This is a genomic window from Pseudonocardia tropica (genome assembly GCF_040105315.1).
GTDB classification, from domain to species: Bacteria; Actinomycetota; Actinomycetes; order Mycobacteriales; family Pseudonocardiaceae; genus Pseudonocardia; species Pseudonocardia alni.
Genome location: NZ_JBEDNP010000014.1, coordinates 1 through 13,747, shown reverse-complemented (window position 1 = coordinate 13,747; position 13,747 = coordinate 1). Strand labels below are relative to the sequence as shown.

Below are 13,747 nucleotides of genomic sequence, written 5' to 3'. Positions count from 1 at the left end.
GGGTGGCACCGGCCGTGGCCGGGGCGCCGGGTGGGCGCCTCCCGGGGACGGTCCGGGCGGTTCGTCGAGCATCGCGGCCGGCGTGTCACCGGGCGCGATCGACTGACCCCACCGTATCGGACATGCGGGTGGCGCGTCGACCGATTACGCGGACCCCGGCTGATCGCGGTCGAGGTGGACCTCGCGGTCCGGCTCGACCGCGGCGACCCCGGCGACCGCCCGCAGGGCGTCCGGGTCGTCGCACGTCCCGACGACCACCCCGACTCCCGTGAGGACCTTCTCCACCTGCAGCCCGGCGGCCGCGCAGGCCCGCGCGACGTCGTCGGCGACGTGCCCGTCGGCCACCGACACCAGCAGCCTCCCGGTCGTGCTCATCGGCCCGGGGCCCGGACGAGGCCCGCGCCGACGTCGCCCGAGGTCAGCGGCAGCCGCTGGGCGGCCTGGGTGAGCTGGGTCCACAGGTCGCGCCCGCGGGCCCCGGTGCGCTGCGACCACAGCGCCGCGATCCCGGAGACGTGCGGGGTGGCCATCGAGGTACCCGAGATCGTGTTGGTGCGCTGGGGCATCGGCCACGACGAGTAGACGTCCACACCGGGCCCGGCGATGTCGACCTGCCCGCCCTCGACCGCGGAGCTGGCCGCGGAGAAGTCGGCGATGGCCAGCGCGGCGTCCACCGCGGCGACCGCCATGATCGACGGGCTGTTCGCCGGGACGCCGACGAAACCGACGTTCCCGGTCGAGCGCTCGGCGTTGTTGCCGGCTGCGGCGACGATCAGGGTGCCCGCGTCCAGCGCGCGCCGCCCGGCGTTCTCGTAGGCGGCGGAGACCTCGTTCAGGTCCGCGCCCAGCGACATCGACACGACCTGCGCGCCGGAGGAGATCGCCCACTCGATGCCCTCGAGGATGCCGGCGTCGGTGCCGGAGCCGTCGTCACCGAGCACCTTGCCGACCAGGATCCGCGCCTCGTGGGCGATGCCGTAGCGGCGTCCCGAGCCGGGGGCGAGCGGCCCGCAGGAGGTGCCGATGCAGTGCGTGCCGTGCCCCTGCACGTCGGCGACCTCCTGGCCGTCGACGAACGAGCGCGACTCGATCTGCCGCCCGGCGAAGTCGGGGTGGCCGAGGTCGAGGCCGGTGTCGAGGACGGCGACGGTGATCCCGGCGCCGGTCTCGGCGGCGACGTCCGCTCCGGTGGCCTGCAGACCCCAGGTGACCTGGTCGTCGTCGGCGAACCGGGCGGCGACGGGCGCGTCGGCGGTCTCCGCCGCGGCGGCGCGCTCGGCCAGGAAGCCCGCCGCGTCGGCGAACCCGCGCAGGTAGTCGGCGCTCAGCCCGGGCCCGGACAGGGCGCGCAGCACCCGTTCGGGCTCCACCGAGAGCACCCGGCGGTCGGCCCGGACGGTGCGCAGCCGGGCCGGGTCCAGTTCGGCGACGGCGACGCCGAGCCGGGCGAACAGCGTCGGGTGGACCCCCGGGGTGTCGTCGCGGCTGCTGGTCACCTCGGACAGTCCGGTCAGCTCCGCCACCGCCGAGCGTGCCGTGTCGTGGTCGGCCAGCAGGTCGTCGCTGAGCACCAGCAGGTACCGGCCGGTCAGCGTGCCTGCGGCCCGGCCCGGGAGGGCCGCGTGCGGGTCCACCATGTCGCCTCCGTCGATCGACTCGTGACCACCCATCGTGCCGCAGTGATCGCGCTCCGGCACGGTCGGCGGGCGAACGGGTGGTGTCGGTTCAGGGCCGCTGCCCGACCGTGTCCGCCAGCAGCGCCTCGGCGACCACGTGCAGCTTCCGGTTCGTCTCGTGCGAGAGCCGGCGCAGCAGGGTGAACGCCTCGTCGGCGGAGCAGCCGCGCTGGGCCATGAGGGCCCCCTTCGCCTGCTCGATGCTGACGTGCCGGGCGAAGCGGGCCCGCAGGTGCGTGTTCTCCGTGTCCAGGGCGCGGGCCAGCGCGGCGGCGGCGAGGTCGCTGCCGTCGGGGCCGGGGCTGATCAGCCCGGTGACGTCCTCGATGTGGTGCAGCACCCCGATGACCCGCCCGTCCGGGGACACCAGCGGGGAGTTCACCGTGACCCACACCCGTTCGACGAAGCCGGGAGCACCGGCCGCCGCGGGCACGTCGTGGCGCTGCACGGGCAGGTGGTCGCGCAGCCCGAGGCGCAGCACCCGCGACAGCGACGCCGTCAGCGCGGCGACGCCGCCGGTGCCGGGCAGCTCGGGGTTGTCCGGCAGCGCCTCGAGCAGCGGCCTGCCGACCAGCTCGGCGGGCGTGCGCAGGGTCGCGGTGCAGAATGCCGCGTTCGCCCCCACGGCCGTGAGCTCCCCGTCGAGGACCACGTACGGGGAGCGGGTGGCACGGAACGCGGGATCGTCGCAGCAGGCGCGCAGGATCTGCGCGTCCGAGGACCCGGAAAGCATCTCGACCTCCGCCGCGCCGGAACGCGACGGTTCGGCGGGCGCCGCGGCGAGCGGCACCGGAGGCCTGGCCCGGCGCGTCCGGCAGATGATGTCTGCGGAAACGGTTCCCGGGGCGGACCCCGGGATGCCGGGCCGGTTGCTTGACCCTGCGTGCTCGCGTCCGGAACCTGACGGTTCGCGGACGTCGGGAAGAACGTTAGGACAGCGTGTCACGCCTGCTGACAGCGGGTGTCCGATTACTCCGGACGCTGCGTTCGCGACCCCCGGATGCCGTGACCGGATAGTCCAATCCATATCTGAAGTTACGGTAGGGTCGCGTCGACCCACCGGAACGCCCCCAGGAGCAACGATGCTCGGTCTGATGCAGGACCGTCCCCTGACGCTGCCGCACGTGTTCCACCGTGCCGAGCAGTACTTCGGACACAAGGAGATCGTCACCGCCACCCCCGGTGGGGACGGTCCGCACCATCACGGTCGCCGAGTGGGCCGTGCGCACCCGCCGGCTGGCCACCGTGCTCGACACCCTCGGCGTCTCCGCCGACGGCCGGGTCGGGACGTTCTGCTGGAACACCGACCGGCACCTGGAGCTGTACCTGGCCGTGCCGTGCACCGGCCGGGTCCTGCACACGCTCAACCTGCGACTGTTCCCCGACCAGCTCGTCTACGTGGCCGACCACGCCGAGGACGAGGTCGTGTTCGTCGAGCGCTCCCTGCTCGGCCTGTTCTGGCCGCACGTGGACCGGATGACCACGGTGCGCCACGTCGTCGTCATCGACGACGGCGCGCCGACGGAGATCCCCGACGACCCGCGCATCCGGCTCTACGAGGAGCTCCTGGCCGCGGCCGAGCCGTTCGCGGGCCGGTTCGTCGTCGAGGACGAGAACACCGCCGCCGCCATGTGCTACACCTCCGGCACCACCGGCAACCCCAAGGGCGTCGTCTACTCGCACCGCTCGACGCTGCTGCACTCGCTCGCGACCCTGTTCGCCGACGGCGTCGGGCTCTGCGAGCGCGACGTGGTCCTGCCGGTCGTCCCGATGTTCCACGCCAACGCCTGGGGACTGCCCTACGGCTGCCTGCTCGCCGGCACCTCGCTGGTGCTGCCCGGGCCCGGCATGACCCCGGACGCGGTCCTGACACTGATCCAGGACCACCGGGTCACCGTCGCCGCGGGCGTCCCGACGATCTGGATGGGCCTGCTGCCCGAGCTCGGCGGGTACGACTGCTCGTCGCTGCGGGTCCTGCTCTGCGGCGGCTCGGCGGTGCCGAGGTCGATGTCGGAGGGGTTCCGCGCCGCGATCGGCCTGCCGGTCCTGCAGGGCTGGGGGATGACCGAGACCTCGCCGGTGGCGACCCTGGGCGTGCTGCGCTCCCAGCACGACGACCTGTCCGACGACGAGAAGGCCACCGTGCGCGCCCTGCAGGGCCCCCCGGTCCCGCTCGTCGACCTGCGCATCGCCGACCCCGAGACCGGAGCCGAGCAGCCCTGGGACGGAACCACCAGCGGTGAGGTGCAGGTGGCGGGCCCGTGGATCGCCTCGGAGTACCACCGCGGCGAGGGCGGCGGCACGCAGTTCACCTCCGACGGCTGGCTGCGCACCGGCGACGTCGCCGTCGTCGACGGCTCGGGCTACGTCAAGCTCGTCGACCGCACCAAGGACCTGGTCAAGTCCGGTGGTGAGTGGATCAGCTCCGTGGAGCTGGAGAACGAGATCATGGCTCACCCGAAGGTCGCCGAGGCCGCGGTCATCGCGATCCCGCACGAGCGCTGGGTGGAGCGTCCGATGGCGTGCGTCGTGGTGAAGGACGGTGAGACCCTCACCGCCGACGAGGTCATCGCGTTCCTCACCGATCGGGTCGCCACGTGGTGGCTCCCCGACGCCGTCGAGTTCATCGACGAGGTGCCCAGGACGAGCGTCGGCAAGTTCTCCAAGAAGACCCTGCGCGAGCAGTTCGAGGGCTACTCGCTGAGCTGAGCGGCCGCCTCGCGGTCCGTGGTCCCGGTGCGCGGCGCCGGGACCACGGCTGCGCCGCCCTGCTCGGGGATGACACCGTCCGGGACGTCCGCGGCGGCCCCGGCGAGCAGGTCGAGGCAGTGCACCTCGCCGCACCCGTCGCCGACGACCACCGTCCCGCCCCCCACCGCGACCGCGGTCAGCGGCGCGTCCAGCGGCACCCGGCCGAGCGCGGTCGCCGAGGTCAGGTCCCACAGCACCGCGGTGCCGTCCGAGCCCGCGGTCACCGCGCGGCACCGGCCGGCACCGGCGGCCGCGGTCAGGTGCGCCGCGTCGGCGCGCACCGTGGTCACCGTGTCCGATCCGGCCCGCCAGACGTGCACCCGGCCGTCGGCGTCGCAGACCACGCCGTGACAGCCGTCGTCGTCGACGGCGACGGCGGTGACCAGCCCGGCCGGCAGCGCCACCGTGACCGCCTCCGCCGAGGCGGGCCGCCAGCAGGCCAGCAGGCCGTCCGCGGCGAGCAGCACCGTCGCCCCGCCGGGGGTCGGCGCGGCCACCCGCGGTGCCGACGGCAGCCGGGTGGTGCGGAGGGCCCGCCCGCTGCGCGCGTCGCGCACGGCGACCGCGCCGTCCGGCTCTCCGGTGACCACCAGCGCGCCCCGCCCGGCCAGCACACGGCCGGGCAGCGACACCGCACCGGCCCGCACCCCGGTCGTCGCGTAGCGCTCCTCGACGGTCGCGGTCCCGGTGACGGCGAACAGCCGCGTCCCCGACGGGTCGAACCACAGCGGGCCCGCACCGGCCGGGACGCCCCAGCGCCGCGCGCCGGTGGCCGGGTCGTGGGCGAGCAGCCCGTCGGAGCGGCGACCGGCCGAAACGACCAGGCCCGTGCCCGCGGCGACCGCACCGACCGCGGGGGAGACCCCGGCGTGCCCGCCGGCACCCGGCCGGGCCCGTGCCGGGTCCCAGACCAGGACGCGGCCGTGGTCGTCCCCGGACGCGACGACGGTGCCCTCGGCGTCGGCGGTGACCGCCCGCACCGCGGCGCCGTGCCCGGCGAGCTCGGCGACCGGGCCGGGGCCGGTGGTCGGGACGAGCTGCACGGTCCCGTCCGCCCGCCCGACGACGACCCGGCCCTCACCGGCGCACGCGGCCGCGGTGACCGCGACGCCGTCGCCGGGGACGTCGAGCCGCACCGCGTCCTGCGGCACCCCGTCGACCAGCGCGAACACGTGCAGCGCGCCGTCGGCGGTGGCTGCGAGAAGCTGCCCCGCCGTCGGCACCACCACGGCGACCACGGCCGGTCCGCCCTCCAGCAGCCCCAGCGGGGTGCCGGTGGCCGGGTCCCAGGACCGCAGCGTGCCGTCCACCCCGCCGGACACGACGGTGCCCTGGCCGGTCGCGGTCAGCGCGGTCACCGGGCCGGCGTGGCCGCGGGCGACCGAGACGGCCGCGCCGCTGGTCACGTCCCACACCCGCACCGCGCCGTCGGCGCCGCCCGCGACCACCCGGGTCGGGGCGGTCCCGGTCACCGCGAGCGCGGTCACCGGGCCGGGCCGCCCGGCCAGGGTCGTGACCTCGGCGCCGCGGGCCGGGCCGTCGGTGGCCAGCACCCGCACCACGGGGTCGTCACCGGTGAGGGCGAGCAGGCCGCCGTCGGGGGACAGGGCGACCGCCCGGGCGTGGACCGCGGAGGCCGGGGGCCGCGGACCGCCGGGACCGGCGAGCGGGTCCGGGACCGCGTGTCCGGTCCCGGCGTCCCAGGCACCGCTCTCTCCGGAGGCGTCGAGCGACAGCAGCAGGCCGTCCGGCCCGGCGAGCAGCGCGACGACCGCGTCGCCGTGGCCCTCCAGGACCCGGCTCAGCGCGGCCGACGGCGGCCGGGTGCGCCAGCGGGTGGTCAGGGCGGGGACGCCCTGGGCGGTGAGCCGGGCCCGGGCGGCCCCGGCCAGCGCGGCCTCCCCGGCCAGGACGGCCCCGGCGAGCAGGTGCTGGGCGACCGGCCCGGTGCCGGAGCGGCGCAGGTGGTGCGCCTCGAGGTCCAGGACGCGGCGCAGCGCCTCGGGTGTCACCCCGTCCGGCGTGAGGCCCGGGTGCTCCCCGTACGGCGGTTCGCCGGCGGCGATGCGCCGTTCCAGCCCGTCCCAGAACGTCTCGACGGCCATGCGTGTGAGCCCTCCCCGGGGTCGCGTTCGGTTACCTGTCGTGGCCCCGCGCCCCATCGTTAACGTGGGAGGGCGTGTCGCCACCCGAACCGGCGGCGACCGGCGGCGAGCCCTCGGTGACCGGCGCGCGGCTCCTGCGTGTCGGGGACAGGGGCTACCGTACGTCCCATGCCCGCCACCACTCGTGCCGTCCTCTCGCTCGCCGAGATCGCGGTGTTCGCGCCGCTGGTCATCGCGCGTCGCACCGCCCGGATGCTCACCTCGGGCTTCCCGCCCCCGGCGCGCGAGGTCCGGGAGTTCCACCGGATGTGGGCGGAGAAGGTCGACGGGTTCTCCCGGGCCGCGGTCGTCCTGGTCACCTCGAAGCCGGGACCGGAGACGGTGGTCCGGGCCCTGGAACCGCTCCGCACCCGGGTGCGGGCCAACGCCCGCCGTCTGGGCTGACCGCCCGGCGAGGCTCGGGGGTGCGGTGTGACGGAGGGGACGGCGGTCCGGCGCGGACGGCGGCCGATGAGCGACCGTCGCCGCAGCCTGCAGCGCCTGGAGATCTCCCGGGCAGCGATCCGGCTGTTCCGTGAGCACGGCGTCTCCGCGACCGGCGGGGAGCAGATCGCCGAGGCGGTCGGGCTGTCGGCGCGCACGTTCTGGCGCTGGTTCCGCACCAAGGAGAGCTGCGTCGAGCCGGTGCTGAGCCTGGCCACCGACGCGTTCACCGCGAGCCTGGCCCGGTGGCCCGCGGGTGTCGCGCTGACCGAGCACCTCGCCCGGGACTATGCCGAGCACCCCGACGCGGGCCCGGACGACGGCGACCTCGTCCTCGCGGTGATCCGGATGAGCCGCTCCGAGCCCGCGCTGCGCGCGATCTGGCTGGTCGTGCAGGAACGGGCCGAGCCGGTCCTGGCCGGGATCCTCGCCGGCCGGTTCGGCCGCGACCCCGACGACGTCGCCGTGCGGGTGCAGGCCGCGGCGCTCAACGGGGCGCTGCGGGTCGCGACCGAGGACATCGCCGCCGCCACCGCCGACGGTCGTCGCCCACCGCCCGCGCAGCTGCGCGAGCGGCTGTCGGCGGCGGTCGACGCCGCGACCCACGGCGTCGACGGCGAGCGGGCGACCGGTCAGGGGCCGACCCGCAGTACGTAGCCCCCGCCGTCGCCGGGGACCCCGGACGGGATCCTCCGTGTTCCGCAACGTGACACATACTGTCAAAAAGGCACTCTGAGACGTGCGTCTCGTGGACGGTCCCGACGGCTCTCGTTACTGTCAGACAGTGACATGAAGACACTCGACGACACCAGACGCGGGCGGGCGCCGATGAGCGACCGGCGGCGCGAGCTGCAGCGCCTCGAGATCTCCCGTGCGGCCGTGGCACTGTTCCGGGAGCACGGCGTGCACGCCACCAGCGGCGAACGGATCGCCGAGGAGGTCGGGCTGTCCGGCCGGACGCTGTGGCGCTGGTTCCGCACCAAGGAGAGCTGCGTGGAACCGGTCCTCGCGCGCAGCATCGACGCCGTCGTCGCGACGCTGCGGCGCTGGCCGGCGGGGGTGGGCCTCGACGAGCACCTGCTCGCCGGGTACCGCCCGCCCCAGGACCCGGTCGACGCCGCCGACGCCGACGCCGCCATGGCCGTCATCGCGCTGTCGCGCACCGAGCCCGGTCTGCGGGCGGTGTGGCTGGCGGTGCACGAGCGGGCCGAGCCGGTGCTCGCCGAGGTGATCGCGGCCCGCGCCGGCCGCGAGCCCGGCGACCTGGACGTCCGGGTGCACGCCGCCGCCGTCGCCGCCGCCCTGCGGATCAGCGGCGAGGACCTCGCCGTCGAGCTCGCCGCGGGCGTCCGGTGCGCCGACCCCGTCGACCGACTCGGCCGCGCCCTGCGCGCGGCCACCACGACCCTTCCCCGGGCAGGAGAACCCGCGTGACCACCACCCCGTCCCGTACCGAACCGGTGTCGGCGAACCGGACCGGACCGCTGATCGCCGTCCTCGTCGGCGCCGCGTTCGTGATGATCCTCAACGAGACCGTGCTGAGCGTCGCGCTGCGCGACCTGAGCGTCGACCTCGGCGTCCCCGCCACCACCACCCAGTGGCTGACCAGCGGCTTCCTGCTGACGATGGCCGTGGTCATCCCCACCACCGGCTACCTGCTCGACCGCTTCACCCCGCGTCAGGTCTTCCTCACCTCGCTCGGGCTGTTCACCGCCGGGACCGCGATCGCCGGGTTCGCGCCCGGCTTCGCGGTGCTGCTCGTCGGTCGCATCGTGCAGGCCGGCGGCACGGCGATGATGATCCCGCTGCTGATGACCACGATCCTGCGTCTGGTGCCCGCCGAGCGGCGCGGCGCGACGATGGGCACGATCACGATCGTCATCGCCGTCGCGCCCGCGATCGGCCCGACGATCGGCGGCGCGATCCTGTCCGGTCTGGGCTGGCGCTGGATGTTCTGGCTGGTCCTGCCGCTGGCCGTGCTCGCCATGGCGGCCGGCGCCCGGTGGCTGCGCATCGACGGCGGCGGCCGCCCGGTCCCGCTCGACGTGGTGTCGGTGCTGCTGTCCGCCGTCGGGTTCGGCGGCCTGGTCTACGGGCTGTCCTCGCTGGGTGGCCACGGCGGCGGGGGGCTCCCGCCGTGGGCGCCGGTCGCCGTCGGGCTGGTCGCGCTGGCGGTGTTCGTGCTGCGCCAGCTGCGGCTGATGCGCGAGGACCGCGCGCTGCTGGACCTGCGCCCGTTCCGGCGGCGCCAGTTCGTCGTGGCGCTGGTGCTCACCGCGCTGGTGCTGCTGTCGCTGATCGGCGTCGCCGCCGTGCTGCTGCCGCTCTACCTGCAGACCGTGCTCGGTACGAGCACGCTGGTCTCCGGGCTCGTGGTGCTGCCCGGCGGGCTGCTGCTCGGACTGCTCGGCCGCCCGATCGGCGCACTGTTCGACCGCGTCGGCGCCCGACCGCTGGTGATCCCCGGTGCGGTGCTGATGGCGACCGGCCTGCTGCTGTTCTCCACCCTCGGCCCGGGCACCCCGCTCGGCGTGGTCGTGGGCTTCCACCTGGTCCTGATGGGCGGGCTCGCGCTGATGATGACGCCGCTGATGACCGAGGCGCTGGGCTCGCTGCCGGACGAGCTGTACTCGCACGGCAGCGCGATCCTGTCCACGCTGCAGCAGGTCGCGGGCGCGCTGGGGACGGCGCTGTTCGTCACCGTCGCCGCGCTGGGCTCGGCGAGCGCCGCCGGGGCCTCCCCGGACGCGGACGGGCTGCACGCCGCGTTCGCCGTCGCCGGCGGGGTCGGCGTGCTGGCCGTCCTGCTGTCGCTGCTGGTCCGGCGCCGCACCGTGGCGGAGGCCCCGGTCAGCTGACCTCCACCGGGTCACCCACGGCGATCGTGCCGGAGGTCAGCACCCGGCCGACCGCGCCGCCGCGGTCGTGCAGCGCGCGGACCCTCACTCCACCGTCACCGACTTCGCGAGGTTCCGCGGCCGGTCCACGTCGCGTCCGAGCGCGACGGCGGTGTGCCGGGCCAGCAGCTGCAGGGGGATCCCGAGCAGGATCGGTGCCAGCTCCGGCTCGGTGCGCGGCACCCGCAGCACGGCGTCGGCGAGCCCGGCGGGCAGCTCGGCGTCGGTCACCGCGATCACCGGCCCGCCCCGGGCCCGGATCTGCTCGATGGTGCCGACGTTCTTCCCGAGCAGCTCGTCGTCGGGGACCACGACGACGCTCGGCATATCCGGGGTGACCAGCGCCAGCGGCCCGTGCTTGAGCTCGGAGGCGGGGTAGGCCTCGGCGTGGCAGTAGGAGATCTCCTTGAGCTTCTGCGCGCCCTCCCGCGCGACCGGGCTGCAGCGGGTGCGCCCGACGAAGAACATCGACGACGCGTGCGCCCACCGCTGCGCGACCGCGGCGACCGTGCCGTGGGCGGCGTCGTCGGCCAGGACGGCCTCCACGTGGCGGGGCAGCGCCGCCAGCCCGTCGAGCAGCCGCCGCCCGTCGGCCACCGACAGGTCCCGCACCCGGCCCAGCAGCACCGCGAGCATCGCGAACGACACGCCCATGGTCGTGACGGCCTTGGTCGAGGCGACCGACACCTCCGGCCCGGAGTGCAGGAACACCCCGGTCCCGCACTCGCGGGAGATCGCCGACCCGATCACGTTCACCGCGCCGATCACCCGGCCGCCCTTGCGGCGCAGCTCCTGCACCGCGGCGAGGGTGTCGGCGGTCTCGCCGGACTGGCTGACCGCTACGTAGAGGCAGTCCGGGTCGACGACCGGGTTGCGGTGGCGGAACTCGCCGGCCGGTTCGGCCGCCGCCGGGATCCGGGCCAGCTGCTCGACCAGCCCGGCGCCGATCTCCCCGGCGTAGTAGGCCGACCCGCAGCCCAGGAACAGCACCCGGCGCACCCCGCGCAGCTCGCGGGGGTCCATCTCCAGCCCGCCGAGCCGGGCGGTGGCGAACCGGGTGTCGAGCCGCCCGGCCAGCGCGCGACGGATCGCGTCGGGCTGCTCGGCGATCTCCTTCGCCAGGAAGTCGGGGTGCCCGCCGAGCGCGTAGTCCTCGGAGCCGGTGTCGACGGTGGTCGGACCGATCCGGGTGGAGCCCTCGATGCCGTCGGCGCGCACGGTGACGATCTCGCCGTCGTCGAGGAACACGACCTTCTGGGTGTGCCGCACGACCGCGGCCAGGTCGGAGGCGACGACCATCTCGCCGTCGCCGATGCCGAGCACGATCGGGCTGCCGTTGCGCGCGACGACGATCTCGTCGGGGGTGCGGGCGTCGAGCACCGCGAGGCCGTAGGTGCCCTCGACGCCGGCGAGCGCCGTGCGCACCGCGTCGGCGAGGGTCGCGGCCCCGCCGTCGAGCGCCTCGGCGACCAGGTGCGCGAGCGCCTCGGAGTCGGTGTCGCTGCGCAGCACGACCCCGCGCGCGGTGAGCGCGCCGCGCAGCGCGTCGGCGTTCTCGACGATGCCGTTGTGCACGATCGCGACCCGCCCGGACGCGTCGGTGTGCGGGTGCGCGTTGGCCTCGTTCGGCTCGCCGTGGGTGGCCCACCGGGTGTGCGCGACGCCCGACCGGCCGGGGGGAGGGGCGTCACCCAGCAGCGTGCGCAGGTCCTCCACCCGCCCGGCGGTCCGCCGCACCGTCACCTTCCGGCGGTGCGCCACGGCCAGGCCCGCCGAGTCGTAGCCCCGGTACTCCAGCCGGGACAGCCCGTCGAGCAGCACGCCCGCCGCCTCCCGCGGCCCCACGTAACCCACGATCCCGCACATGCACGTTCCTCCCTCGTCCGCTCAGCCGTAGACGATCCGGCGCAGCCGCCGCTGGGAGACGTCACCGGGGGCGACCACCCGCGCGGCGAGCTCGGCCGCGATCCGCGGCCAGATCTCGTCGTTGCGCCGGTCGCGGGCCTGCAGCTCGCGGTGCCGGCGGCGGACGAACTCCTCGGTGGTCTCGCCGAAGTAGGCGACGACGTCGGCGACCACGCGGGCCGCCACCGGCTCGGCGAGCCCGGTGGTGGCGGCCACGTGCCGCACGAGATCCGGATCCACACCGCCGATCCTGACCGGCTGCGGGACGAAGGGCCAGTTTCCTGCCCGGAATCGGGCAGAGGTCAGGTCGTGGAGGCCGTCCTCGTCGACATCGACGGCGCCACCACCCTGCTCGACGCCGGGGAGCAGGCCGGGCTCGACCTGCCCTACGGCTGCCCGATGGGCATCTGCCGCATCTGCACCGTCGGCCTGCGGTCGGGCTCGGTGCGCTACCTGCGCGACGGCACCGAACGCCGCGGCGACCCCGACACCCCCGCCGAGAGGACCCAGACCTGCATCACCGCCGCCGGTGACTGCGTCCTGGAGATCTGACACCGAGACCCGACACCGCGCACACCCGGGAGGAACGTCGTGGCCATCGCCGACGTCGAGGAGTTCGCCCACCTCACCGACGCCGACGTGGAGGCGATCGGGCGCGAGCTCGACGCGATCCGCGCCGACGTCGAGGAGCGTCGCGGCCAGTACGACGCCGACCACATCCGCACGATGATCACCTGGCAGCGGCGGCTGAACGTCGCCGCGCCGGTCGCGCTGTTCGGCAGCCGGATCCCGCCGCTCCGGCTCGCCGGCACCGCCATGCTCTCGGTCGCCAGGATCCTCGAGAACACGGAGATCGGGCAGCACGTCACGTACGGCCGGTGGGACTGGCCGAACGACCCGGAGATCCGCTCGTCGACCTGCACCACACGTGTACGAACGTGATCGGCAAGGACAAGGACGTCGGCTACGAGATCCTCCGGGTCCGCGCCGACCAGCCCTGGCACCCCGCCTACCTGGGCAGCCGTTCTGGAACGTGCTGCTGGTGCAGACCTCGACGTGGACGGCCTGCTGGAGATGCAGCTGGAGGACCCCGAGGAGTTCCGCCGCACGCTGCTCGACGTCGGCCGCAGGCACGCGCGGCAGATGCGCCCGGACCTACGCGATCATCTTCTGCGGACACTCCCCGACGGTGCCGAGGTCCTCACCGAGGAGGACCTGGAGGGGGAGACGCGCGGCGCGTGGTATCTGCGCCGGCTGCTCGGCTCGGCCAACGTCACCGGCAACCGCCTGATGCACGTCATGTCCGGCAGCCTCGGCTACCGGATCGAGCACCACCTGTTCCCGGACCTGCCGTCCGACCGGTACCCGGAGATCGCGGTGAAGCTCCGGGCCCTCTGCGTGAAGTACGACCTGCCCTACACGACGGGACCGTTCCCGCGGCAGTTCTGGCACGCCACCCGCTCGATCTGGCGGCTGTCGCTGCCGGCCCGCGGGATCCGGGAGTCCGAGCACCGCCGCGAGCGCCGCGGTCTGCTCCGCCGCCCCGCCGCGCAGGCGGCGTGACCACGCGGGGGACCGGGAGCACTGTGGACGACGGGGCGCGGCCGGTGCCGATCACGGCTTCCGTGCCCTCTGAGCTGCGACGACGCCGAAAACCGACCCCCCTGTGAACGGCGTCCGACGGGCCGTGTAACTTTCTTCCTGTCAGCGAGTGAGCCGGACAGAACGGGCCCTGAGAGGCTCGGTCAACAGGCCCCGCGGACGGTGACCCCCGGTGGTTCACCGAGTTTCTCGGTGTGGTTATCTTGGTGGGTCAAGGCGATCCGTCTTCAGGATCCCGCTCTTTTTGGAGAGTCTGGGTGATTGCGGTGCGGGTGTCTTTTGAGAACTCAACAGTGTGTCGAGCTATATTTATTCGGTTTGGCGTTTT

At 74.9% G+C, this 13,747-nt stretch carries 14 protein-coding genes; 8 read left to right on the top strand and 6 right to left on the bottom strand.

Annotation, left to right across the window (positions count from 1 at the left end):
- Nucleotides 1–144: 144 nt before the first annotated feature.
- The 3 genes from WHI96_RS21115 to WHI96_RS21105 all read right to left on the bottom strand — a co-directional run bounded on the left by WHI96_RS21115 (nt 145) and on the right by WHI96_RS21105 (nt 2,409).
- Entirely contained in the window at nt 145–375 is a 231-nt protein-coding gene (locus tag WHI96_RS21115; protein ID WP_345651217.1) for a hypothetical protein, read from the bottom strand.
- Nucleotides 372–1,637, bottom strand: coding sequence for a S8 family serine peptidase (locus tag WHI96_RS21110; protein ID WP_345651214.1), 1,266 nt, complete (start codon nt 1,635–1,637; stop codon nt 372–374). Before WHI96_RS21110 ends, WHI96_RS21115 begins: the two co-directional genes overlap by 4 nt.
- Before the next feature lie 88 nt (nt 1,638–1,725).
- Entirely contained in the window at nt 1,726–2,409 is a 684-nt protein-coding gene (locus tag WHI96_RS21105; protein WP_345651211.1) for an ANTAR domain-containing protein, read from the bottom strand.
- Nucleotides 2,410–2,858: 449 nt separating this feature from the next.
- Between WHI96_RS21105 and WHI96_RS21100 the strand changes: the two genes are divergently transcribed.
- Nucleotides 2,859–4,385: a long-chain fatty acid--CoA ligase gene (locus tag WHI96_RS21100; protein WP_345651208.1), complete on the top strand. Its 1,527-nt coding sequence runs from the start codon at nt 2,859–2,861 to the stop codon at nt 4,383–4,385.
- Here WHI96_RS21100 and WHI96_RS21095 read toward each other — a convergent pair.
- Complete coding sequence (locus WHI96_RS21095; RefSeq protein ID WP_345651206.1) at nt 4,370–6,532, bottom strand: WD40 repeat domain-containing protein; 2,163 nt, start codon at nt 6,530–6,532, stop codon at nt 4,370–4,372. The genes WHI96_RS21100 and WHI96_RS21095 overlap by 16 nt on opposite strands.
- A gap of 168 nt (nt 6,533–6,700) precedes the next feature.
- Between WHI96_RS21095 and WHI96_RS21090 the strand changes: the two genes are divergently transcribed.
- From WHI96_RS21090 to WHI96_RS21075, 4 genes are all read left to right on the top strand, one after another.
- Nucleotides 6,701–6,976, top strand: coding sequence for a hypothetical protein (locus WHI96_RS21090; RefSeq protein ID WP_345651203.1), 276 nt, complete (start codon nt 6,701–6,703; stop codon nt 6,974–6,976).
- A 66-nt stretch (nt 6,977–7,042) separates the two neighbouring features.
- Entirely contained in the window at nt 7,043–7,672 is a 630-nt protein-coding gene (locus WHI96_RS21085; RefSeq protein WP_345651201.1) for a TetR/AcrR family transcriptional regulator, read from the top strand.
- A gap of 132 nt (nt 7,673–7,804) precedes the next feature.
- Nucleotides 7,805–8,449, top strand: a complete 645-nt coding sequence (locus WHI96_RS21080; protein ID WP_345651199.1) for a TetR/AcrR family transcriptional regulator — start codon at nt 7,805–7,807, stop codon at nt 8,447–8,449.
- The gene (locus WHI96_RS21075) at nt 8,446–9,873 is read left to right on the top strand and encodes a DHA2 family efflux MFS transporter permease subunit (RefSeq protein WP_345651196.1); all 1,428 of its coding nucleotides are present in this window, start codon (nt 8,446–8,448) and stop codon (nt 9,871–9,873) included. Before WHI96_RS21080 ends, WHI96_RS21075 begins: the two co-directional genes overlap by 4 nt.
- A gap of 84 nt (nt 9,874–9,957) precedes the next feature.
- On the opposite strand, the gene glmS is transcribed toward WHI96_RS21075, so the two are convergent.
- Together glmS and WHI96_RS21065 are read right to left on the bottom strand one after the other, a co-directional pair.
- Nucleotides 9,958–11,778, bottom strand: coding sequence for a glutamine--fructose-6-phosphate transaminase (isomerizing) (gene glmS / locus WHI96_RS21070; protein WP_345651194.1), 1,821 nt, complete (start codon nt 11,776–11,778; stop codon nt 9,958–9,960).
- Nucleotides 11,779–11,799: 21 nt separating this feature from the next.
- Nucleotides 11,800–12,033 carry a hypothetical protein gene (locus WHI96_RS21065; RefSeq protein WP_349302433.1) on the bottom strand — a complete coding sequence of 78 codons (234 nt, stop codon included), beginning with the start codon at nt 12,031–12,033 and terminating at the stop codon, nt 11,800–11,802.
- Between the two features lie 93 nt (nt 12,034–12,126).
- Here WHI96_RS21065 and WHI96_RS21060 point away from each other — a divergent pair, with 93 nt between their 5' ends.
- From WHI96_RS21060 to WHI96_RS21050, 3 genes are all read left to right on the top strand, one after another.
- On the top strand, nt 12,127–12,369 hold the full coding sequence (locus WHI96_RS21060; RefSeq protein ID WP_345651190.1) for a 2Fe-2S iron-sulfur cluster-binding protein: 243 nt from the start codon (nt 12,127–12,129) through the stop codon (nt 12,367–12,369).
- 39 nt (nt 12,370–12,408) lie between these two features.
- Nucleotides 12,409–12,759, top strand: coding sequence for a hypothetical protein (locus WHI96_RS21055; RefSeq protein ID WP_345651187.1), 351 nt, complete (start codon nt 12,409–12,411; stop codon nt 12,757–12,759).
- 114 nt (nt 12,760–12,873) lie between these two features.
- A complete protein-coding gene (locus WHI96_RS21050; RefSeq protein ID WP_345651184.1) occupies nt 12,874–13,380 on the top strand; it encodes a fatty acid desaturase family protein in 507 nt (168 codons plus the stop codon).
- Nucleotides 13,381–13,747 lie beyond the last annotated feature (367 nt).